Genomic DNA, 22034 nt, shown 5'->3' with positions numbered 1-22034 from the left:
TGATTAACAATGAGCAGAATTATATTCTGCGCCAGAATTATAACGCATAAACAATTAAAAAGTTTACCGGCTGGCAAAAACCAGCTAAAAAATGAGAATGCGCTTCCCTTAAGCAAGGAAAGGAAGCAGCCCAATACCAGAGGCAAATTGAACACAAACTCACCAGATACCCACGCATATTCGACATACTTCTGGATAAAGTATGCACCTTTCTACCTAAAGGCAACATGCGTGCGGTCTGTTATGAAGAGTCTGTCTGCAAATTGTTTATTGAAGCGAAAACAAGGAGAATCGCAACTAAAACAGCACCCATTTGCGGCGAATAATTTATTTTTTTTAATGAAAACAAACGCTATTTTAGAACAATTCGCCATTTTTGCAGCAGTTAAACAGTTTGTAACTAAGGTCTTACAACCTGTTTATAAATTTTTCACACTTAGAGGAAAAAATATTATTTTCAACAAATTTTCTGGCTTGAACAAAGCAGAATGCACTGCCTGTGCTGCAGGCAGCAAAAATAATATCTCTATCCTCTTGGCTGAATTTATAAACACTCTCTCCAGGTTTAGGGTGATGCTCGTCAGCTGTCTCTCATATAAACGTTTTAACAATGCAAATACTTCATTTCTGCTTGGAACAACAGCAGACTGTCCATGCAAATTTAAATGGGCATGAGTATTTTAATTGTTTAACGCCATAGAGAAGTCAGCTTCCTTCTTGTCCTCGCTTTTGTGCCAGCGCCCTTTTAATGGGGTTTAAGATGGAAAGAATGCTAATTAATGCAACACAAGCCGAAGAAATTCGTGTTGCTTTGGTTAAAGATAATATTTTATTTGATTTGGACATTGAATGTCCGTCAGAAATAAAAAAGAAAGGCAATATCTATAAGGCAGTAGTAACGCGCCGCGAACCTAGCCTGGATGCTGTTTTTGTAGAATTCGGGGCAAAACGCCAAGGTTTTCTGCCGTTAAAAGAGATTGCAGCAGAATACTTAAGCAAACATCCCGACCAATTCGGTGATGAAAAACCTTCAATCACATCCTTAATTCGCGAAGGTCAGGAATTATTGGTACAAGTGGATAAAGAAGAGCGCGGTAACAAAGGGGCTGCTTTAACAACCTACATCACCCTAGCCGGCTGCTACCTTGTATTAATGCCGAACAGCCCGCGCTCTGGCGGCATTTCCCGCCGCATAGAAGGAGATGAGCGGGATGAATTAAAGGAAACATTAAATTCCTTACAATTAACCGAAGACATGGGCTTGATTATCCGTACGGCCGGCGTTGGCAAAAGCCAGGAAGAATTACAAGCTGATTTGGATATGCTTTGCAATCAGTGGCAAGCCATCAAGAATGCCTATAACAACCAGCCTGCGCCTTGTTTAATTCATCAGGAAGGCGATGTCATCATCCGCTCAATACGCGATAACTTGCGTAAATCCATCCGCGAAATCATCATTGATGATCATGCATCTTACGTGAAAGCGAAACAATATATTGAACAAGTTAAACCGGATTTCTTGCCTAACTTGAAATTGTATAAGAGCACGATCCCCTTGTTTAACTTTTATCAGATTGAGAGCCAGATTGAGACAGCTTACCAGCGTGAAGTTTTACTGCCGTCTGGAGGCGCTTTGGTTATCGATCGCACCGAAGCTCTGGTTTCCATCGATATTAACTCCGCAAAAGCTACCAGCGGCGCAGACATCGAAGCTACGGCACTGAATACCAACCTTGAAGCAGCTGATGAAATTGCACGGCAATTGCGTTTACGCGACTTAGGTGGTCTTGTCGTAATCGATTTCATTGATATGAGCTCAAGCAAAAATCAGCGCGATGTTGAAAATCGCTTGAAAGAAGCTTTAAAAGCCGACAGGGCACGCATTCAGGTTGGACGGATTTCCCGTTTTGGCTTACTTGAAATGTCGCGTCAGCGCTTGCGTTTATCGCTTGGGGAATCTGCGCAGGAAGTATGTCCACGCTGCGAAGGTCGCGGTACGGTACGCAATATTCAATCGCATGGATTGTCTATTATCCGTTTGATTGAAGAAGAAGCCCTAAAGGAAAAAACCGCTGAAGTTCAAGTTCAGCTAGCTCCCGAAATGGCCACTTTCATCATGAATGAAAAACGCGATTTCATCCTTGATATTGAAAAACGTCATGGAGTGAATGTCTTACTCATTGCCAATCCATACCTGCAATCGCCGCATTACACCATCACCCGTTTAAAAGAAGATAATGTGGGTAAACACAAAAAACCCAGTTATTCTTTGATTCAGCAACCTGAAGTGAACGTCCCCCAAGGTGAGAAAGACGGTTTAAAACTCGATGAACCTGTTGTTAAGCCATATACCGGGCAGCAAGCCAGCAAACAAAAGGAAATAGGCTTTTTTCAACGTTTATGGAGCAATTTATTTTCCAAAACACTGGAAGCTCATGCTTCTGAGAAAAGTGTCAAAGATGATGCAGGGGAGAAAAAGCAAGCTCATGGAGGTCAATCCTCCGGCAAGCGTTATGCCCAATCCAATCGCAAACGTCGCCAGGGAGGAAGCCATACCAACCGCCATACTTCCGGCAATTCCTCAGGGCGCAATAAACAACGCAGCAATGCTGGCAGCCATGAACAACAGCATAAACAAGGCGGGCGCGTTATTCCCATCAATGCTGAATTATCAAAAAAAAAAGCATCAACCAATAAAGAATCCAGTGAAAACTGAAGCATAAAATCTATTAAACTTCCCTGCCCAGGCGCCTGCCTGGGTAGCTCAATCCAGAGTTCAGATAAAGAAAATTTAGTGCAATGTACGCCTACCGTTCTTCGCGAGTCTGTAATCCTGTAGCGATCGGTGTGACACCAATATTCGGATTTACCCCACAATCATCCAAGAGTTTCAAGAGATTGTTTCCTTTACGGGTTAAACGCCGGACGCAGTAAACTTCCAGATAACTTTGCAAGATATATTTGTATTCAGGCAAGGTAAGGATTGTTAAAATCTTTTCTGCACGCTCGATATCATGCGTCTTGGCGTGATCACAAGCCTGAAATAAAACTGCAGCCACCATGGAGGCATAACTGGCTTTCCTGGCTGGATTAGCCAGATAAAACCGTTGTATGCTTTCATGCAGGGCTCGATCTTTATCCCACTCAATCCAACCTTCATACAAATTTTTAATTTCTTCATAATTGAAGGTTCCTGTTGCTTGCAATTCTTGCATCGCATAGGCAACCGGAATGATGCCTTGCATATTCGCCCAGGAGCAATTGCCGGAAATTTGTGAACTCATGGGAAATTGAGCAGCGGGTATTAAGCCCAACTGCTGATTAATTTCCTTGTGAAAATAATTACGACTTTGTTTTTTAAACAGGAAATTCTGTAAAAAATTAAAATTGAATGCTTCGGGTCTTGTAATTTGATAAATGTTGACACTTCCTTCCTGCAAGCTATTTTCGCCGCGATCAATCTTTGCCCACCAGCGGCCAAAGCGCACAAAACCTAAAGCATGTCCCCTGCTCGCTGCAGGCAGAATGACCATTGGAGATTTGAGCAATTGTGTTAAGTAACGTTTATCTTCTTCTGAACGGTTTTTTATGTGTTGAAAGCGCAATAATTCATCAGCGACCGCGAGTCCATCCATTATTGTGTATAAAAAAGGAAAATATTGACGCAAATGTTTTGTCGCATAGCTGCTGGTAAAGCGGCGCAAAGAATCCCGGATCACCGCCACTGTAAACTCAAGAATAAATCCCTCATAATCCACTTCTATGAATTCCCCGCCGGCATTAACAATGTCTACATCCCCCGTCAATTCAAAACGATGTCCTAGCAGTTTGGCGTAAATAAAGTCCAGAGCAAAATCCAATTTGGCATTATATCGATAAAGCAGATGCTTGATAGAATCCTGTTCGCGTAAAAGGGGATACACCAAAACTGCCAACCCCGAACGGGTATAGGCATTCGCATCAGCACCATGCTCTAGCAATAATTGCGCGAATTCCAAATCATTGTTATCGACAGCCCAGTGCAAGGCAGTGCGTCCGCTTATATCCGCTTTGTTGATATCTACGCCGCGGGCTAATAATAATTCCGCAATATGCGGCTGCCGGGTGATGATGCACTCAATCAGGGGGGTAAACCCGTATTCGTCAATATCATCCAAGAAATCGCCTGCGCGAATGTAGGCGTCAAAATCAGGGACGCGGCAATTGATGATATCATTTGCAATGGACATGCTTACATACCTGCCGGCCTAGGCTTAGGACTGTTAGAAAATTTTGGCGCATTGTTTAACTGCAGTTCATTCCTAAGTTTCTTTTCCTCCTGCGCCTTCTTATATTCCTCATAAGCTTGCCAGTTACGTGCGGAGGGCACAAAATCATCAGGAAGGCCATCCAAATATTGCAGATTTTCCAATTCCGGATGCTCTAATAAAGCGTTCTGCATTCCTTCTTCAGGAGCAGTTTGCAAGCGCTGTGAATGGTCGCGTGCATTTACAGGCGCATACGGACGATGGCCTTGCTGTTCAATTATTCGCCTGGTTCTTTCCATTTCCTTGCTTTCATCAGGCAAGAAAGAAACTTTTTGCTCACCTTCCGGTAGGCGCACAGGCAATTCTATGTCGGAGTTACGTACTGTCATATCTCCTATTATAAATCATAAATAATCTTGTTGCAGAATTTCTGCAATCTGTACAGCATTTGTAGCAGCACCTTTGCGCACATTATCCGCTACCACCCACAGATTCAAGCCCATGGGATGGGAAATATCCTGGCGAATGCGCCCTACAAATACTTCATCATGCCCTGCAGCATTCATCATCGCAGTAGGATATTTTAATCGGGATGGATCGTCGATTACTTTAACGCCAGGTGCTTTTTGCAGTAATGCGCGTGCTTTTTCGGCACTAAGTGGTGCTTTTAATTCCAAATGAATGGCTTCTGAATGACCGTAGAGTACTGGTACCCGTACTGTAGTCGGATTAACCAAGATCCCATCATCTTCCATAATCTTATGCGTTTCCCATACCATTTTCATTTCTTCTCGTGTATAGCCATTTTCTTGAAAGTCATCGATATGTGGAAGTACATTAAATGCAATTTGCTGCGGGTAGACAGAAGGTTTAATGGGCCGGCCGTTTAAAAGTTCTCCTAATTGGGTAATTAATTCATTAATTGCTTTTTTTCCTGTTCCTGAAACGGCCTGGTAAGTAGCGACGTTGATGCGGGCAATTCCCACAGCATCCTGTAAAGGTTTAAGGGCTACTACCATTTGAATGGTCGAGCAATTCGGATTGGCAATGATGCCGCGGTTTTTATATTCAGCGATGCGATGAGCATTCACTTCCGGCACCACTAAAGGAATGTCAGCGTCGTAACGAAAGCAAGAAGTGTTATCCACTACAATGCAGCCGGCTGCAGCTGCAATGGGCGCATATTCCTTGGAAACCGCACCGCCAGCCGAAAATAGAGCGATATCGGCTTGAGAAAAATCAAATTGCGCCAAATCCTCCACATCATGAGGCTTATCATGAAATTCGACGATCTTGCCTACAGAACGCGAGCTAGCAAGAGGATACAATTCAGCAACAGGAAAATTGCGCTCTTCCAGCACTTTAATAATTGTCTCCCCTACGGCGCCTGTGGCACCTACGACTGCAATATTTAATTTTCTGCCCATCATCTAGCCTTAAAAAGTAATCGTGTAAACACATGGTAGCCCAGCGGCGCATGCGCGTCACTTTTCCAATAAAAATTTTAGTTATTTTGTGCTTTATGCCTTAACCAGTGATCCATGATGACCAGGGCCATCATTGCCTCTGCAATTGGCACGGCACGAATTCCGACGCATGGATCATGACGTCCTTTGGTAATGACTGCAACCTCTTCACCGGCTGTATTGAGGCTTCTTCCTGGTTTAGTAATGCTTGACGTTGGCTTGAGCGCCATACTGACAAAAATGGACTGCCCTGTAGAAATACCGCCGAGTATGCCGCCTGCATGGTTACTGAGAAAGCCGGCTTTAGACATTTCGTCGCGATGCTCACTGCCCAGTTCAGTAACTGCTTTGAAACCCGAACCAATTTCCACCCCTTTGACTGCATTTATCGACATCATGGCATGAGCTAACGCCGCGTCCAATTTATCAAATACTGGTTCACCCAAACCTGCCGGCACGCCACGGGCTTCCACGGCAATCCTCGCCCCTATTGAATCGCCAGCTCGGCGTAATTCATCAATATAAAAAGCCAAATCGTTTATTTGCGAGTTATTGGGGCAAAAAAAAGGATTATTATGGATCGCTGCCTCATCTTCAAAAGAAACAGAAATCATACCCATTTGCTGTAAATAGCCGATAATATCGATGTTTAAATGTTCTTTTAGATACAGGCGAGCAATGGCGCCAGCTGCCACCCGTGCTGCAGTTTCACGTGCTGAAGCCCGCCCGCCGCCGCGGTAGTCGCGATGGCCGTATTTTTGTTGATAGGTAAAATCTGCATGGCCAGGACGAAATAAATCCTTAATGTTTTCGTAATCCCGGCTGCGTTGGTCTTCATTATGAATAATTAAAGCAATGGGTGTGCCGGTCGTTTTTTCCGCAAAAATTCCGGATAGAATTTCAACTTTATCCTCTTCACGCCTTTGGCTGGTATATTTGGATTGTCCGGGCTTGCGCTTATCCAGGTATGGCTGAATCAATTCTGCAGTTAACCTTAAGCCCGGAGGGCAACCATCGACGATACAACCAATAGCAGGCCCATGACTCTCGCCAAAAGTTGTCACTGTAAACAATGTGCCAAACGTGTTTCCGCTCATTCGAAATAATCTTTCAATTGTTGTTTAGTCAATAAAAATACACCTTGGCCGCCACGCTCAAATTCAAGCCAGGTAAATGGCAAATCGGGATAAGCTTCCGTTAATGCTTCCTCGCTATTGCCTACTTCAACGACTAAAATGCCGCGGTCATTTAAGTGATGATGAGCCTCTCTAAGGATTTTTTCCACAATAGCCAACCCATTGCCGGCTGCTTCCAATGCAAGCTTCGGTTCATGTAGATATTCTTTAGGTAAAGTTTGCATTTCTGCAAGGCTTACGTATGGAGGGTTGCTGACAATGAGGTCGTATTGCTCGCCGGGTAAAGCCTGGTAACAATCCGACTGGATTAAATTTACCGTATCTTGCATAGCATGCATATCACAGTTCATGGCAGCCACTTGCAAGGCTTCTGCGGAAATATCCACTGCATCCACTGTTGCATGCGGAAATGCATAGGCGCAAGCGATGGCAATACAGCCACTGCCTGTACACAAATCCAGAATTTTATTTACGCGGGCTTCTTCAATCCAGGGAGAGAATTGCTGGGAAATTAATTCTCCAATAGGCGAGCGCGGTATAAGCACCCGCTCATCCACATAAAAGCTCAAGCCGCAAAAATAAGCTTGGTTGGTTAGATAAGGAACAGGAACCCTATCCTTGATACGTCTTTCGATCTGACTGCATAAATATTTTTTTTCATTTTCTGTTAGGCGAGAAGCGAGTAGCATTGAATCCACATCCAGCGGCAATGCCAAACTGCCAAGGATTAATGCCCAGGCATCATCCCAGGCATTGTCTGTTCCATGGCCATAATAGAGATGTTCAAGATTGGCGCGGGAAAGCGTATAACGCAAAAAATCAATAATCGTGTGTAATTCATTGGCAATATTTGCATAAGATTGGGTCATGTATACTCCTGCTGCGTTCGCCGGAAATTGTATAGGAATCCGCATTGATTGTCGTTATTTAAATCAAAGTAAACCGGCAGTTAATCCTTGTGGTGCTTTTGTCGGCAATGACTCAATATATGATATTCTTCACGGCATGCTTTTGCCCTGCATTCATCATTTATAATATAGGTAAGCAGTTTATATGATAAAGAATTATGGCTAAAGAGATTGCGGATGAGGATAAGGCGTTATTTCGTACCATGATGCGGGATGTAAAGCCTTTGCAGAACGCTGCAAAAAAAATAAAGTGTTGCAAAACACCGGCTGTATTACCTAAAGCTTCAGCATCTGTCCCATCATCATCAAAAGAAACCGCATCCTTTTATCTTTCTGATTATTATGAAGATGAAAATCCCGTGTTGTCTGACTCCATTCTTTCCTATTGTGCAGCAGACATACCTGGAAAACGTTTTCGTCAATTAAAAACGGCACAGATAAAATGGGAAGTCAAACTTGATTTGCATGGCATGCGGGCAGAAGTTGCCAAACAAGCGCTATGCAGCTTCGTTATACAACACACTGCAAGCAATGTCCGATGTCTGCTTATTATTCACGGCAAAGGGGGACATAAAGGCGAGGCTCCCAGGCTTAAAAATTTAATTAATCAATGGCTGCGGCAAATTCCACAAGTATTGGCATTTCATAGCGCCCAACCGCGCGATGGAGGTACAGGGGCTTTATATGTATTATTAAAGCGGCAAATCAGCAAGTAAAAATCAGTGATAGGCGTTATTACACATTGAATTTATTTTCATAAACCCTTACTATCTGCACTAAATTTTGAATCCTATAATTATGAGTAAGAAAGCTATTATTATTGGGATTTCCGGCCCATCTGCTTCCGGAAAAAGTTTACTGGCCAACACCATTGTCAATGAACTTGGCTCTGATCAAGTGGTTGTTATTTCGGAAGACTCATACTATAAGGACAATAGCCATTTACCTTTCGCAGAACGTGAAAAAATAAACTACGATCATCCTGATTCGTTTGATCATGCACTGCTTTGCGAACATTTGCGACGACTGCAACGCGGCGAATCCGTTGAGATCCCAATCTACTCTCATTCTAAGCATATCCGTTTGCCGGAAACCCGTTTTATCGGTCGGCATGCCATCATTGTTCTTGAGGGTATTTTATTATTTAGCGATAAGGCATTACGTGAAATTATGGATATAAGAATTTTTATGTCCGCTCCTCTGGACGTTTGCCTAAGCCGCCGGCTTAAACGTGATGTAGTTGAACGGCACCGTTCATTTGAATCCGTACTGCATCAATATGAGACCACTGTTCGCCCTATGTATTTACAATTCATCGAGCCATCCAGTCGGTACGCAGATTTAATCGTACCCCGAGGCGGGGAAAACCGCATTGCCATTGATATGATTCAGGCAAAAATGCGCGAGCTGTTGGCTTCCCATACATAAGACTGTAAATTGTCTTGCCACCGATTAAAGCAGGCATATTACTTAAGACAAGTATAAAGACGATTAAAGGAGATAAATGTGGGATTTTTAAGCGGAAAAAAAGCATTGATTGTGGGCCTTGCCAGCAATCGCTCCATTGCCTATGGAATTGCCAAAGCATTCCATGAGCAAGGAGCCGAGCTTGCATTTACATATCAGAATGAAAAATTGCAAGAACGCGTTGAAAATATGGCTGCCGAATTTAATTCCAAGCTTACTTTTCCTTGCGATGTTGCAAGCGATGTGGAAATCCAGGCCGTATTCGAACAATTGGGCAGCACATGGGATAAACTGGACATTGTTATCCATTCAGTGGCATTTGCTCCTGCCGATCAAATCAGCGGAGATTATGTTGAACACGCTAACCGCGAAGGATTCCGCATTGCACATGATATCAGTGTGTATAGTTTGGTGGCTTTAGCCAAAGCAGCTCAACCATTGATGAAAGATACACAAGGTTCAATTCTTACACTAAGTTATTTTGGTGCAGAAAAAGCGGTGCCAAATTACAATGTCATGGGCATAGCCAAAGCAAGTCTTGAGGCAGCCGTGCGTTATTTGGCACAAAGCCTGGGGCCCAAAGGCCACCGCGTGAATGCTATTTCTGCAGGCCCAATTAAAACTTTAGCTGCTGCTGGAATTAAAGATTTCCGCAAAATTCAAAGCGCCTATGCCAACATTACCCCTTTGCGACGTAATGTTACTACTGAAGAAGTAGGAAATACCGCCGCTTTCTTGTGTTCTGATTTAGCATCAGGCATTACCGGCGAAGTGGTGCATGTGGATGCGGGCTATCATGCAGTTTCGATGATGGATCTCGGCGAATAATCATATGGGCTGCTTACCAGCCCATACTCTCTCATTTCTCTAAGAGCCTAATAGTTCATATTAAAAGAAAACTGAGTTTGTGGCATAAACGACATTGATGGGTTGTCTTGTGGATAATTCAGCTGATCACTGTATTGCGGCACATACTCAGGATTAAATGGCGGGGCTGTTGGCACAAACATGGGCAAATCCTTTCTGCAGTCAAAACTCATGTCTCCAACTATTACCTCCGTTAACTCACCACGGCGTAATTTTCTAACTTTTTCCAAGACTTCGTTAATAATCTCTTTTTTCTCACTAAACAATCGGTTCATATAGGAAGGCACACCACCCTCTCCCAATTGCATGCGTAAAGCAACTATCGCACATTTGACTTTTAAGGGATCCACTCCCATCTCGTCCAATTTCAAGCACTCCCTCTCAGTTAAATTGAACCGATATGGATCTTTAGGCTCCAAGGCATTGGCATTTGCTTTTTCTATGATTGCTTGTTGTATAGCATTGGCAATTAAAGTACCAAAAGCAGTACCTATTAAAGTGATTGCAATAACACCCAAAGCCACCAGAAAAACTGGATTGCCAATGCCGGCAGATACAACAAGGCTTGTCAAAGCAGGTACTAATAAAGCGCCAAGAAGAGCGCTTGCCGTAGCACTTACTGCCATATACAAGAGCGATAATCCTGCCTGCAGCCATCCTTCATGATAATAAAAGCGCTCACCACTACTTAACAGTTGATTTAACAAGTAATACATTGCTATAAAAGCCAAGCCGGCAGCCAATGTTCCCAAAATAATTAGAGCAATAGCTGCCAAAACACTCCCTTGCTTCTTCTTATCTTCTTCACTGGGATGCTGATGAGTATGAGAATGGGCAGAGCCATGTTCATGCATGTGGATAACAGGAAAAGACTGTGGGGCAAATGCCATAAAAAATAAATGATCATCACACACGCGGTTATAGTTATATGGGGTAAGAATTACTACAGGACGGCGTTCCCCTGTTAGTTCATCATTTTTTTGCAGCTGGGATGCCATTAAATGGGCTGAAGAAGCGTCAAGAAAAATATGTAATATCTTATAAACATAGTGATGATCTTCCTCTGCCAGCGCACCCCAAGGGAACGTGTGATAAATCTGGCTATCAAGCTCATAACATAATTCAGAATCAGAAAGATTACGTTTTTTGCAATCTAGATAATGGTGATGTAATTGGGTATATAAGTTAGCAATTAATCTGTTATTGAACCTTTGCGGATACATGACGAATTTCCCGGTTAGTTGCATAGGTATGCATGTGCATACCTATAGGATTCATGAAAATTCTGAGGATCTGGATAAAATTAGTGTTTAACTATTTTAGCCTCTTTTAAGAGGCCATTGACGTAGAGATCATAATCCATAACGCCGTAGCTCGCCTCCAATTGCTGGGTGATGCTGGCTACTTGCTCTTTATCAAGAGCCTCGACTTTCCCGTCATTAATTCTTTTCAGCTGAACAATAACATAATCTCCATTTGCCATTTTTCGGCCTGCATGAGCACCTGCACGAGCTAGATTAAATGCCAATTCATTTACAGCCTCTGGCGCTTTGTCTGTTTCCCGCGTCGCCTCGGCAACACTTTGCCATTGCAAGTGGTTTTCCTCAATTAATTTTTCCTGTTGCAGTACGTCCTTGCCACTAAGCAATATCTTGCCAAGCTTTGTAGCTTGCGCTTCAGCTTTTTCTTTTGCCAATTTATCTGCAATCATGCCATGGACCTCAGCCAACGTTTTTTCGGCAGCCGGTATATGCTTATTCAGACGCAGAACAATGACACTGTCATTATCAATCTGGATAGGCTCGCTGTTATTGCCAAGCTCCAACACATCATGGCTAAAAGCAGCATTAATGACTTGTTTATTCTGGGTAATTGCATGATTGCCACCTTGACGCGAAAACGGTTCCGCTTGCTCTATTTGCAATTTCAAAGCATCCGCTACAGGCGCCAAAGAATCCGGAGTTTGATAACTTAAATCAGATAGCTGCTCTAAAGCCTGTGTATACTTCGTTTGCACTTGTTCGGTCAGCATTTGCTCTTTTATCTCTTGCTTAACCTCAGAAAAAGGTTTGATAGCAGATGGCTTATATCCCACCAATTTAAAAATTTCATACCCATGCCGTGATTTTGTGGGAGCAGAAATTTGGCCTGGTTTATCCATCGTTATCAAAACTTTATCAAATTCCGACTGTCCGGCAATAATCCAAGGCAAAATACCTTTGTTCATTACAGATATTTTATCACTGGAATGAAGCTTTACCTGCTCTTCAAATAACTCGGGCTTTTGTTGCAAAAGTTGATAAACTTGCTCAGCCTTTTGCTGTGTTTGTTGTTGCTCGTCCTCGGAAGCATCAGTCGGGACAGCAAACAAAATATGCGCCACTTGCCATTGAGTCGGCGTGAGATAGTTATTTTGATTTTCATCGTAATAACTTTTTATTTCTTCATCAGAAACCTGAATTTTTTCTTTAATATCCCGCATGGAAAGACGCACGAATTCGATACTAACTTTTTCGGGAGCCATAAATTGTTTTTTATGCTGTTGGTAATAATTTTTAATTTCTTCTTCCGAAACAGTAACTTGTTTCATAAAGGGGAACGCAGGTATGGGGAGATAACTGTAATCCCGGGTTTGCATGTATAAACGCACGAAGCGTGTCACTTCAGAAGGCAGAGCAAATGCTGTACCAATGAAAGCAAACCGCTGTTGATTTAACAACATGCCCTGGCGTACTTCACGTTGGAAAGTTTCCGGAGTGAACAAGGCGCCTGTTAACGCTTGTTGGTATCTATCTTGTGAGAAATGCCCGTCTTCTTGAAATTGTGGAATATTTAAAATCGCAGAATTTGCTTGATCAGAGCTCACTTCAAAGCCACTTTTTTGTGCAGATTGAACGCTTACCGTATTCAGCATCATATCATTTAAGACTTGTTTTTTAAGCTCACTTTCTGAAGTAGCTGTAATTTGTGCAGGCTCACTGAACTGGCGGGTGCGCTGATAGCTTAATTCGAATGCTTGTTTAGTGATGGGTTGTCCGTTTACTTCGACCTGGATGCTTGTATCTTGGTGTGACTGCATGTAGTAATCAATACCGAAAAGGGTAAATGTTACTGCGATGAGAATAATGACTACCCAAGCTATAATCCCCTGGATGCGTTCATTTAGCTTCTGCAACATGTAAGAAATTCCATAATTGATTAACTCGCAAGAAGATAGCAAATTCAAGTCTTATAGACAATCAAGCTTCTACAAGGAGTAATTCACCTCAATTAACTCGATGCCCGTCTTCCCGTTGTTGAATTTTCTATATTTTTGGGCTGACGTCACCACCCAAGCAACTAGGATGTCCCTGTTAGGGAGTTTTCGCGCAACCGCAATCACAAGCTGATTACACAAAATCCTGATAAAAAAAACGCGCCTTTCGGCGCGCGTGATGCTGGCGGAGTGGACGGGACTCGAACCCGCGACCCCCGGCGTGACAGGCCGGTATTCTAACCAACTGAACTACCACTCCATTTCATGGTGGGTGCTGCAGGGATCGAACCTGCGACCCTCGCCTTGTAAGGGCGATGCTCTCCCAGCTGAGCTAAGCACCCAAGAATTCTAAGCTTCTTGTACAGCTTCTTTTAATTTCTTACCTGCTTTGAATTTCGCAACTCGAGAAGCCGGAATATTTATAGTCTTACCTGTCTGCGGATTACGTCCAGTACGCGCAGAACGGCTGCCGGTTGAAAAAGACCCGAATCCTGGTAAAACGATTTGGTCGCCGTTTTTCAGAACATCACTAACTGTTGCCATAAAGGTATCTAAAACTCTTCCGGCAACTGCTTTTGTTACGCCTGAACCATTAGCGATTGCTTCAACCAATTCACTTTTATTCATCTTTTCCCCTTTGCTGTTATTCATCCTTTAGCGGAGCTGATTAAACCAGATTCAATTACTCTCGTCAAGCTGTTTTACATCCTTGAAAGCCCGCCAGTAGCGGGCAACGGGAGAAATATACTCTTTATTGAGGAGAGTGTAAATCCTTATTTTCAATTTTTTTTACACTTTGTTCTACATGAAGCGCGGGAGAAGCTGCTTGATGGACTAAGGGGCTGTTTTTCAAAGCAATCTGCAATACTTGTTCCACGTTCTTTACCGTATGAATTGTTAATTTTTTCAATACGTTATCGGGAATATCGACCAGATCTTTTTTATTCTCCTCGGGTATAATGACATGTTTAATACCTCCCCGATGAGCGGCCAGCAGTTTTTCTTTTAATCCACCAATAGGTAAAACCTGCCCACGTAAGGTGATTTCCCCAGTCATGGCCACATCCGCTCGAACCGGGATTTGTGTAATGATGGATACCAAAGCAGTACACATGCCAATACCCGCACTGGGTCCATCTTTAGGTGTTGCTCCCTCTGGTACATGAACATGAAAATCATGTTTATCATAAAAATCAGGAGCAAGACCAAACAATTCAGCGCGACTGCGTACTACAGTCATAGCTGCATGGATGGATTCCTGCATCACCTCGCCCAACTGGCCGGTATGTATGGTTTTTCCCTTACCAGGCATCATAGACGCTTCTATGGTAAGTAATTCGCCTCCTACACTGGTCCAAGCTAAACCAGTAACTTGACCGACTTGATCAAACTGTTCAGCAAGACCATAGCGAAATTTTTTCACTCCCAGATACTTTTCAACATTGTTACGTGTGACCGTAATTTTTTTAACGCGTTTATGCGTAAGGATATCTTTAACCACTTTACGGCAAATGCTGGCAATATCACGTTCCAAATTACGCACGCCGGCTTCACGGGTATAATGGCGAATGATTTCATGAATAGCGTCTTCCTTTATCTGAATTTCAGAAGGTTTCAAACCATTCAGTTCGATTTGCTTTGGAACCAGGTAATTTTTAGCGATGTTAACTTTTTCGTCTTCGGTATACCCTGCCAACCGGATGACTTCCATCCTGTCCAGTAAAGGAGCCGGAATTTCAAGCGAGTTCGCTGTTGCAATAAACATTACATCGCTTAAATCGTAGTTAACTTCCAAGTAATGATCGTTAAACGTATGGTTTTGCTCCGGATCCAGCACTTCAAGCAATGCAGAAGCAGGATCACCGCGGAAATCCATTGCCATTTTATCCACTTCATCCAGCATAATAAGCGGGTTTTTAACGCCTGCCTTACATAATTTCTGGATAATTTTTCCAGGCATGGAACCAATGTAGGTACGGCGATGCCCACGGATCTCTGCTTCATCACGAACGCCGCCTAAAGCTATGCGGATAAATTTGCGGCCAGTTGCATTGGCAATGGATTGTCCCAATGAAGTTTTTCCTACACCTGGCGGTCCAACCAAGCAAAGAATAGGTCCTTTCAGGCGCTTTACACGCTGTTGTACAGCCAAATATTCCAGAATGCGTTCTTTTACTTTTTCTAAGCCATAATGATCTTTATCAAGTAATTTTTCCGCTTTGATAAGATCAAACTGAATTTTGTTTCTTTTTTTCCACGGTACGCTAAGCATCCAGTCCAAATAATTACGAATCACTGTAGCTTCAGCAGACATGGGCGACATTAATTTTAGTTTATGCAATTCGGATAAAGCCTTGTCTCTGGCTTCTTTTGGCATACCAGCCTTGTCTATGGCTTTTTCAAGCTGCTCAATTTCGCTACCTTCTTCGGTAATTTCACCCAGTTCTTTCTGGATTGCCTTGATTTGTTCGTTGAGATAATATTCACGCTGGCTTTTTTCCATTTGCCGTTTAACGCGGCCACGCACCCGCTTTTCTACCTGTAGCAAATCAATCTCGGATTCGATAGCGCCCATTAACCGTTCCAGACGCGTGCCAATATCCAACGTCTCAAGAAGCTCTTCTTTATCTTCAACTTTCAAAGTGAGATGAGCCGCTATGGTATCTGCTAATCTACCTGCCTCCTCAATTCCGGCAATTGAGCTTAAAACCTCAGGAGGAATTTTTTTATTAAGCTTGATATATTGTTCAAATTGCGACATGAGGGAGCGCATTAATATTTCAATTTCCTGTTCCTTCAGCGCTTCACTCACTTCCTCCACCATTTCCAGGGAAGCTGACAAATATCCTTCCGTTAAAGAATACTCAGTCACCCGCGCGCGCTGCTCTCCTTCCACCAGAACTTTAACCGTCCCATCAGGTAATTTCAGCAACTGCAAAACACTGGAAACAGTTCCAAAATCAAATAAGTCTTTGGGATTTGGATCGTCATTGGCCGACTTGCGTTGTGCTACCAGAAAAATTTGCTTATTGTTCAACATTGCGGCTTCTAGGGCCTTAATGGACTTTTCGCGACCAACAAATAAAGGGATAACCATATGCGGGTATACAACTACATCGCGGAGGGGTAAAACAGGTAAACTCGACAATGTTTCATTGTCATTGGGCACCAATTCATTTTCATTCGACATGATGTTCCCTTATTCAAATGATAATTAAATTTAGAATACGATATATTTAAAGCTCTGCACTAATCAGTAAGACCAGTGCAGCCTTTAATACTTTAAGAAACATGCATCCTTGTTAAATGCAATTATTCAGCACCACCGGCAGCGGATTGTTTGAGTTCCTCAGTGGCGTAAATCAAAATAGGCTTGCCGGAATTATTAACAACATTCTCATCAACGACTACTTTATTTACCTCTGCCAACGAAGGTAATTCATACATGGTATCTAGAAGAATATTTTCGAGAATAGACCGCAAACCGCGAGCGCCAATTTTTCTTTCCAATGCTTTTTTAGCAATTAAATGCAATGCTTCTTCACGAAACTCCAATTCCACACCTTCCATTTTAAATAACGCATGGAACTGTTTAGTTAATGCATTTTTAGGGCGAACAAGAATGTCTATCAAAGCTTCTTCATTTAATTCATGTAGATTAGCTACGACAGGCAACCGTCCTACGAATTCAGGAATAAGGCCATACTTCACTAAGTCTTCAGACTCAAGAGAGCTTAATACTTTCTCCAAATCGCTTCCATCTTTTTTATTTTTTAGCTGCGCCGAAAAGCCGATGCCGGATTTATCGCTGCGTTCGCGAATAATCTTGTCAAGGCCTGCGAAAGCACCGCCACAAATAAATAAGATATTGGACGTGTCAACTTGGAGGAATTCTTGTTGTGGGTGCTTACGGCCCCCTTGTGGAGGAACAGAAGCTACTGTGCCTTCGATTAATTTCAACAAGGCTTGCTGTACGCCTTCACCGGAAACATCCCGGGTGATGGATGGATTATCAGACTTACGTGAAATTTTATCGATTTCATCAATATAAACGATACCTTTCTGTGCCTTATCAACATCATAATCACACTTCTGCAGTAATTTCTGAATGATGTTTTCAACGTCCTCGCCTACATACCCCGCTTCCGTAAGAGTTGTGGCATCAGCGATGGCAAAAGGTACATTCAATAATCTCGCCAGAGTTTGTGCAAGCAATGTTTTACCACTACCCGTAGGCCCAATCAGCAAAATATTACTTTTGCCAAGCTCTACGCCATCCTCCGATTTGTGCTGCATGCGTTTGTAATGGTTATATACTGCTACAGCCAAAACTTTCTTAGCATGCACTTGCCCAATTACATATTCATCCAGAAACGTAGAAATTTCCTTAGGTGTAGGTAAATGTGACTCTGTCTCTTCATGGGCCTCTTGGGTTTCTTCACGAATGATGTCATTACATAATTCAACGCACTCATCACACACGAACACAGATGGGCCCGCAATCAATTTCTTTACTTCATGCTGGCTTTTGCCACAAAAGGAACAATATAAAACTTTGTCCCCATCGCCGTTACTGCTTTTACTCATCTATAAAACCCCTTTTTTACTAATGATTAACAAATTATCTCTTAGTAAAATTTTAGCCAATTAGAAATTTATCGCCAGTCAGAGACTGACGATAAAGGGAAACAAAGTATTCATCCTTGCTTATACTTCTGTATTCGCTGCTGTTTTCTGTATGGAATTACGGTCATATAACACTTGATCAATCAATCCATATTCGGCGGCTCGTTCGGCATTCATGAAGTTATCCCGTTCGGTGTCGAGCATGATTTGATCAGGTGTTTTTTTCGTGTGTTTTGCCATAATGCTGTTTAAACGCTCACGTACGGCTAATGTTTCGCGGGCATGAATTTCGATATCTGTTGCTTGTCCACGATATCCGCCTAGAGGTTGATGGATCATGACCCTGGCATTAGGTAGACAATAGCGCTTGCCTTCCGCGCCAGCACAAAGTAATAAAGCCGCAGCACTCGCAGCCTGCCCGATGCATAGAGTACTAACATCCGGCTTAATAAATTGCATGGTATCGTAAATTGCAAGCCCGGCTGTAACAACGCCGCCGGGCGAATTGATATAAATAGAAATATCCTTATCTGGGTTTTCAGATTCCAAGAACAATAACTGGGCTACTACCAGGTTAGCCATATGATCTTCTACTTCACCCAAAAGAAAAATGATTCGTTCTTTCAGCAGACGTGAATAAATATCATAAGAGCGTTCGCCTCGCGAGGTTTGCTCAATCACCATAGGCACAAGTCCGCTGGCATTTCTTATTATGTTGTCTGAATATCCCTGCATGCTATGCTCCTTTCTCATTGTCCTCTTCGCTATTTTTTTCGCTATCTTTCTTCGGATTCATGATTTCATCGTAAGTAGATTGCTTCTCAGTAACTTTAGCATCTGCAACTATTTTCTCAGAAACTATTTCTTCCATCACTAATGCTTCAATTTCTGCCAGACGCTCTTTATTGCCACGATACCATGTACGCAATTCGTCAGGGCTTTCGTAAGCGCTTGCCAATTTTTCAATCATTGCATCCACGCGATCTTTGTCTGCGGAGATTGCATGCTTTTTAACATATTCAGAGAAAAGCAATCCCAAGTGCACACGCCGAGTAGCTTGCTCTTCGAACAAGGAGCGTGGAAAATCAGGAATTTGCTCACCCTCTTTATGTTCCGGACCAAAAATGCGGTGGAACATTTCATGTTTCAAATGCTCAATTTCCTGATTAATCAAGGACATAGGCAAATCAAATTTATTTTTTTCCAAAAGCTTGTTAAAGATAGTTTCACGATTCAGGGAACTAATGCGACGCTCAAGTTCCCTTTCCATGTTTTCTTTAATATCTTTCTTGAGCGCTTCCATACCGCCTTCTTTGATGTTGAATTTCTCGGCGAATGCGTCGTTGAATTCAGGTAATTTTCCTGCCAAAACCTGCTTAACTTTAATTTTAAATTTGGCTTCTTTACCAGCTAAATCTTTATGGCCATAATCTTCAGGGAAGTTGACCTTGATATCAAATTCTTTGCCTGGCTCTGCACCTAACAACCCTTCCTCAAAACCAGGGATCATAGAGCCTGAACCAATGATGACTTCAAAATCCTTGGCGCTTCCACCTTCAAAAGCCGTATCAGCGAGGAAACCTTCAAAATCGATGATTGCTTTATCGCCATCAGCGATCGGACGAGAAACTTCTTCCCACTCCTTATTTTGCTCGCGCAGCTTCTCAAGCATTGCATCAACATCGCTGTCTTTGACTTCTGCACGCATTAATTCAACAGAATCTTGATTTAATTCAGTGACTTCAATAACTGGAAATATTTCAAAAGTTGCGCTGTAACGGAAATCTTTACCCGCTTCAAGCTGCTCTGGTTCCACAGAAGGATATCCGGCAGGAACTAATTCTTTCTCTTTCAATGCTTCATACAGGGTAGATTGAACCATATCACGAGCCACTTCCTCGCGTACAGAATCCGCATAGCGTTTTTTTACAACGTCAAAAGGCACCTTGCCTGGACGGAAACCAGACACCTTTACTTTTCGAGCAAGATTCTTGAGGCGTAGACTCACTTCCTCCTCTACTTTTTCGGTAGGTACCGAAATCGTAACTTTACGTTCTAAACCTTTCAGGGTCTCAACAGAAACTTGCTTGGACATCTAGTCACCTCGTGAAAATTATTTAATAGAATGGTGCGAAAGGAGAGACTCGAACTCTCACGGGTTGCCCCACTGGAACCTAAATCCAGCGCGTCTACCAGTTTCGCCACTTTCGCAAACAGGTGGGAATTATTAAACAGTGCCACTATCTTGTAAAGTCTCAAAATTAAATAGGGAATATGCCAAAAAGAATTTTGGGGTGAACGATGGGACTCGAACCCACGACAACCGGGATCACAACCCGGGGCTCTACCAACTGAGCTACGCCCACCATGGATATACCAATTATATCAAAGAATACTGCTTGACGTGGCACGCCCGGCAGGATTCGAACCTGCTACCCTCGGCTTAGAAGGCCGATGCTCTATCCAGATGAGCTACGGGCGCAATACATACCCTCGGAATTGAGGGTGAATATTGGTCGGGGTGGAGAGATTCGAACTCCCGACATCCTGCTCCCAAAGCAGGCGCGCTACCAGACTGCGCTACACCCCGTGAACCCATCCCAAGGACAGAGCGCAAATAATACCTGTAGCTTATCGTCAGGTCAATAAGTTCATGATATTTTTTGTGCTCTTGCTAACATCTCCCAAGCAGTGTAACTTAACTATCAAACTTATGTGGTTTTGCAGTTAAATGCTCAAAAATAATAGAAAATTAATTATATTTTTACTTATGCTGGGTTTTAAACACGTGACTGCACAAACCTTGGTGGAAGCAGTACAACAAACCCTGCGCCATCATCCCGAAATTATGCAAAATCGTGCAGAAACCTTTGCCGCACGCGAAGGAATTGCCGAAGCCAAAGGCGCCTTCTTTCCTTCAATTGATATTGATGGTGGCTATGGCCGGGAAGAAACTGAAAGCCCGCTAACGGTAGATCTAGAAGGTTCAGATAAAACCACGCTCAACCGCCAGGAATTCAACGTTGCTTTGACGCAAAATATCTTTGCCGGTGGCGGCATTGTCGGGGAAGTAGAGCGTAACATTTTTGCATTTCAATCACTGAATTATAAAACCGGGGGGGTCGCAAACGATTTAGCCCTCAATACAACAGAAGCTTACTTAAATATTCTGCTGCAAATGAAGCTGGTAAGACTAGCTAGAAGTAATTTATTTGAGCACAGACGGTTATTAAAATTAATTGAAGAAAGAAGTGTCGCTGGCATTACGCGCATGGCTGAACTTGATCAAGCCAAATCACGTGTAGCGCTGGCTAAAGCCAATTTAATCAGTGCGCAAAGCAATTATGAAGAAGCCCGCATCCGCTTTAAAAAATTCGTAGGTACCTGGCCTGAGCATTTAGTAGAACCTGCTCCGCCCGACACGACTGTTTTTCCTAAAACGGTGGAAGAAGGAATTCAAAAGGGATTGGATAATCATCCTTTAATGAAAGCGGCTACTGCTGATATTCGTGAGGCAAGGGCACAGAATAAAGTAGCTAATGCCAATTTTTATCCCAGAATCGATGCTGTCATAAGCGCTGGCAGAAACAGAAACCTTGACGGTCTTGAGGGCCGAAATAACGACAACTTGGCAATGATAAGGGCTCGCTACAATGCCTTTCGCGGCGGCAGCGACCTTGCCAATGCCAGAAAAACAGCCTATCAAGTTCAACAGGCTTTGGAAATACGAAATAACACCATGGTGGATTTAAAAGAGACGGTACGGTTAGCTTATAATGCATGGCACGCTAGTGCTGAGCGTGCTGTGACTTTGGCATCTTACGTAATTAATGCCAAGAAAACCAAACAAGCTTATTTCGAACAATTCCAGATTGGCCAGCGTTCTTTTCTGGATTTGCTCAATGCTCAAAACGAGCAAAACCGGGCAGAAATTGATTACCTGCAAGCACGCAATGATGAAGTCTTCGCACGATATCGAATTTTAAACAGTATAGGGTGTTTAATCCCTTTTTTGAGCGGACATAGCAACCCATTTAAAGCTTTGCGGTTTGTGCGCTAAT

Annotated in this window: 18 protein-coding genes and 6 tRNA genes; 6 read left to right on the top strand and 18 right to left on the bottom strand. The window is 42.9% G+C overall.

Features of this window, described 5'->3' with window-relative positions; genetic code table 11:
• Nucleotides 1-243: 243 nt before the first annotated feature.
• Together ELY11_RS07760 and ELY11_RS07755 are read left to right on the top strand one after the other, a co-directional pair.
• Complete coding sequence (locus ELY11_RS07760; protein WP_127032949.1) at nt 244-675, top strand: hypothetical protein; 432 nt, start codon at nt 244-246, stop codon at nt 673-675.
• A gap of 85 nt (nt 676-760) precedes the next feature.
• Complete coding sequence (locus ELY11_RS07755) at nt 761-2716, top strand: Rne/Rng family ribonuclease (RefSeq protein ID WP_199739148.1); 1956 nt, start codon at nt 761-763, stop codon at nt 2714-2716.
• Nucleotides 2717-2807: 91 nt separating this feature from the next.
• On the opposite strand, the gene ankH is transcribed toward ELY11_RS07755, so the two are convergent.
• From ankH to prmB, 5 genes are all read right to left on the bottom strand, one after another.
• Nucleotides 2808-4229 (bottom strand): Dot/Icm T4SS effector AnkH/LegA3, encoded by a 1422-nt coding sequence (gene ankH / locus ELY11_RS07750; RefSeq protein WP_126952937.1) that lies wholly within the window; start codon nt 4227-4229, stop codon nt 2808-2810.
• A 2-nt stretch (nt 4230-4231) separates the two neighbouring features.
• Nucleotides 4232-4636 (bottom strand): hypothetical protein, encoded by a 405-nt coding sequence (locus ELY11_RS07745; protein ID WP_126952936.1) that lies wholly within the window; start codon nt 4634-4636, stop codon nt 4232-4234.
• 15 nt (nt 4637-4651) lie between these two features.
• On the bottom strand, nt 4652-5674 hold the full coding sequence (locus tag ELY11_RS07740; protein WP_126953119.1) for an aspartate-semialdehyde dehydrogenase: 1023 nt from the start codon (nt 5672-5674) through the stop codon (nt 4652-4654).
• Nucleotides 5675-5751: 77 nt separating this feature from the next.
• The gene (aroC, locus tag ELY11_RS07735; protein ID WP_126952935.1) at nt 5752-6810 is read right to left on the bottom strand and encodes a chorismate synthase; all 1059 of its coding nucleotides are present in this window, start codon (nt 6808-6810) and stop codon (nt 5752-5754) included.
• Nucleotides 6807-7718 (bottom strand): 50S ribosomal protein L3 N(5)-glutamine methyltransferase, encoded by a 912-nt coding sequence (gene prmB / locus ELY11_RS07730; RefSeq protein WP_127032947.1) that lies wholly within the window; start codon nt 7716-7718, stop codon nt 6807-6809. The genes aroC and prmB overlap by 4 nt, the downstream gene beginning before the upstream one ends.
• A gap of 197 nt (nt 7719-7915) precedes the next feature.
• On the opposite strand from prmB, the gene ELY11_RS07725 reads away from it, so the two are divergent.
• From ELY11_RS07725 to ELY11_RS07715, 3 genes are all read left to right on the top strand, one after another.
• Nucleotides 7916-8473: a Smr/MutS family protein gene (locus ELY11_RS07725; RefSeq protein ID WP_127032945.1), complete on the top strand. Its 558-nt coding sequence runs from the start codon at nt 7916-7918 to the stop codon at nt 8471-8473.
• Nucleotides 8474-8555: 82 nt separating this feature from the next.
• Complete coding sequence (udk, locus tag ELY11_RS07720; RefSeq protein WP_126952932.1) at nt 8556-9185, top strand: uridine kinase; 630 nt, start codon at nt 8556-8558, stop codon at nt 9183-9185.
• A gap of 78 nt (nt 9186-9263) precedes the next feature.
• The gene (locus ELY11_RS07715; RefSeq protein WP_126952931.1) at nt 9264-10052 is read left to right on the top strand and encodes an enoyl-ACP reductase FabI; all 789 of its coding nucleotides are present in this window, start codon (nt 9264-9266) and stop codon (nt 10050-10052) included.
• 47 nt (nt 10053-10099) lie between these two features.
• On the opposite strand, the gene ELY11_RS07710 is transcribed toward ELY11_RS07715, so the two are convergent.
• The 13 genes from ELY11_RS07710 to ELY11_RS07650 all read right to left on the bottom strand — a co-directional run bounded on the left by ELY11_RS07710 (nt 10100) and on the right by ELY11_RS07650 (nt 20563).
• Nucleotides 10100-11314, bottom strand: coding sequence for an MFS transporter (locus ELY11_RS07710; RefSeq protein ID WP_127032943.1), 1215 nt, complete (start codon nt 11312-11314; stop codon nt 10100-10102).
• 80 nt (nt 11315-11394) lie between these two features.
• Nucleotides 11395-13269 carry a SurA N-terminal domain-containing protein gene (locus ELY11_RS07705; protein WP_127032941.1) on the bottom strand — a complete coding sequence of 625 codons (1875 nt, stop codon included), beginning with the start codon at nt 13267-13269 and terminating at the stop codon, nt 11395-11397.
• 260 nt (nt 13270-13529) lie between these two features.
• Nucleotides 13530-13606, bottom strand: a tRNA-Asp gene (locus tag ELY11_RS07700).
• Between the two features lie 6 nt (nt 13607-13612).
• A tRNA-Val gene (locus tag ELY11_RS07695) sits at nt 13613-13688 on the bottom strand.
• 7 nt (nt 13689-13695) lie between these two features.
• A complete protein-coding gene (locus ELY11_RS07690; RefSeq protein WP_199737579.1) occupies nt 13696-13974 on the bottom strand; it encodes an HU family DNA-binding protein in 279 nt (92 codons plus the stop codon).
• A gap of 124 nt (nt 13975-14098) precedes the next feature.
• On the bottom strand, nt 14099-16537 hold the full coding sequence (lon, locus tag ELY11_RS07685; protein WP_126952927.1) for an endopeptidase La: 2439 nt from the start codon (nt 16535-16537) through the stop codon (nt 14099-14101).
• A 122-nt stretch (nt 16538-16659) separates the two neighbouring features.
• Entirely contained in the window at nt 16660-17934 is a 1275-nt protein-coding gene (gene clpX, locus ELY11_RS07680; protein WP_126952926.1) for an ATP-dependent Clp protease ATP-binding subunit ClpX, read from the bottom strand.
• 120 nt (nt 17935-18054) lie between these two features.
• A complete protein-coding gene (gene clpP / locus ELY11_RS07675) occupies nt 18055-18708 on the bottom strand; it encodes an ATP-dependent Clp endopeptidase proteolytic subunit ClpP (RefSeq protein WP_126952925.1) in 654 nt (217 codons plus the stop codon).
• A 1-nt stretch (nt 18709) separates the two neighbouring features.
• A complete protein-coding gene (gene tig / locus ELY11_RS07670; RefSeq protein ID WP_126952924.1) occupies nt 18710-20068 on the bottom strand; it encodes a trigger factor in 1359 nt (452 codons plus the stop codon).
• Between the two features lie 31 nt (nt 20069-20099).
• Nucleotides 20100-20184: transfer RNA gene (locus tag ELY11_RS07665), tRNA-Leu, on the bottom strand.
• Between the two features lie 79 nt (nt 20185-20263).
• Nucleotides 20264-20339: transfer RNA gene (locus tag ELY11_RS07660), tRNA-His, on the bottom strand.
• 39 nt (nt 20340-20378) lie between these two features.
• Nucleotides 20379-20455 (bottom strand) — tRNA-Arg (locus ELY11_RS07655).
• A gap of 31 nt (nt 20456-20486) precedes the next feature.
• Nucleotides 20487-20563: transfer RNA gene (locus ELY11_RS07650), tRNA-Pro, on the bottom strand.
• A gap of 141 nt (nt 20564-20704) precedes the next feature.
• Between ELY11_RS07650 and ELY11_RS07645 the strand changes: the two genes are divergently transcribed.
• Nucleotides 20705-22033 carry a TolC family outer membrane protein gene (locus tag ELY11_RS07645; RefSeq protein WP_126952923.1) on the top strand — a complete coding sequence of 443 codons (1329 nt, stop codon included), beginning with the start codon at nt 20705-20707 and terminating at the stop codon, nt 22031-22033.
• Nucleotide 22034: the final 1 nt, after the last annotated feature.

Origin of the sequence: Legionella septentrionalis, from assembly GCF_003989745.1 — a bacterium.
Taxonomy (GTDB): domain Bacteria; phylum Pseudomonadota; class Gammaproteobacteria; order Legionellales; family Legionellaceae; genus Legionella_A; species Legionella_A septentrionalis.
The sequence above is the reverse complement of the archived record's forward strand: the minus strand, read 5'-3'. Positions and strand labels throughout refer to the sequence as shown.

Excerpts from the sequence above, each read along its gene's own strand:
- ELY11_RS07760 (WP_127032949.1), top strand. The coding sequence starts at position 244 with ATGAAGAGTCTGTCTGCAAATTGTTTATTGAAGCGAAAACAAGGAGAA.
- ELY11_RS07755 (WP_199739148.1), top strand. The coding sequence starts at position 761 with ATGGAAAGAATGCTAATTAATGCAACACAAGCCGAAGAAATTCGTGTT.
- ankH (WP_126952937.1), bottom strand. The coding sequence starts at position 4,229 with ATGTCCATTGCAAATGATATCATCAATTGCCGCGTCCCTGATTTTGAC.
- ELY11_RS07745 (WP_126952936.1), bottom strand. The coding sequence starts at position 4,636 with ATGACAGTACGTAACTCCGACATAGAATTGCCTGTGCGCCTACCGGAA.
- ELY11_RS07740 (WP_126953119.1), bottom strand. The coding sequence starts at position 5,674 with ATGGGCAGAAAATTAAATATTGCAGTCGTAGGTGCCACAGGCGCCGTA.
- aroC (WP_126952935.1), bottom strand. The coding sequence starts at position 6,810 with ATGAGCGGAAACACGTTTGGCACATTGTTTACAGTGACAACTTTTGGC.
- prmB (WP_127032947.1), bottom strand. The coding sequence starts at position 7,718 with ATGACCCAATCTTATGCAAATATTGCCAATGAATTACACACGATTATT.
- ELY11_RS07725 (WP_127032945.1), top strand. The coding sequence starts at position 7,916 with ATGGCTAAAGAGATTGCGGATGAGGATAAGGCGTTATTTCGTACCATG.
- udk (WP_126952932.1), top strand. The coding sequence starts at position 8,556 with ATGAGTAAGAAAGCTATTATTATTGGGATTTCCGGCCCATCTGCTTCC.
- ELY11_RS07710 (WP_127032943.1), bottom strand. The coding sequence starts at position 11,314 with ATGTATCCGCAAAGGTTCAATAACAGATTAATTGCTAACTTATATACC.
- ELY11_RS07705 (WP_127032941.1), bottom strand. The coding sequence starts at position 13,269 with ATGTTGCAGAAGCTAAATGAACGCATCCAGGGGATTATAGCTTGGGTA.
- ELY11_RS07690 (WP_199737579.1), bottom strand. The coding sequence starts at position 13,974 with ATGAATAAAAGTGAATTGGTTGAAGCAATCGCTAATGGTTCAGGCGTA.
- lon (WP_126952927.1), bottom strand. The coding sequence starts at position 16,537 with ATGTCGAATGAAAATGAATTGGTGCCCAATGACAATGAAACATTGTCG.
- clpX (WP_126952926.1), bottom strand. The coding sequence starts at position 17,934 with ATGAGTAAAAGCAGTAACGGCGATGGGGACAAAGTTTTATATTGTTCC.
- clpP (WP_126952925.1), bottom strand. The coding sequence starts at position 18,708 with ATGCAGGGATATTCAGACAACATAATAAGAAATGCCAGCGGACTTGTG.
- tig (WP_126952924.1), bottom strand. The coding sequence starts at position 20,068 with ATGTCCAAGCAAGTTTCTGTTGAGACCCTGAAAGGTTTAGAACGTAAA.
- ELY11_RS07645 (WP_126952923.1), top strand. The coding sequence starts at position 20,705 with ATGCTCAAAAATAATAGAAAATTAATTATATTTTTACTTATGCTGGGT.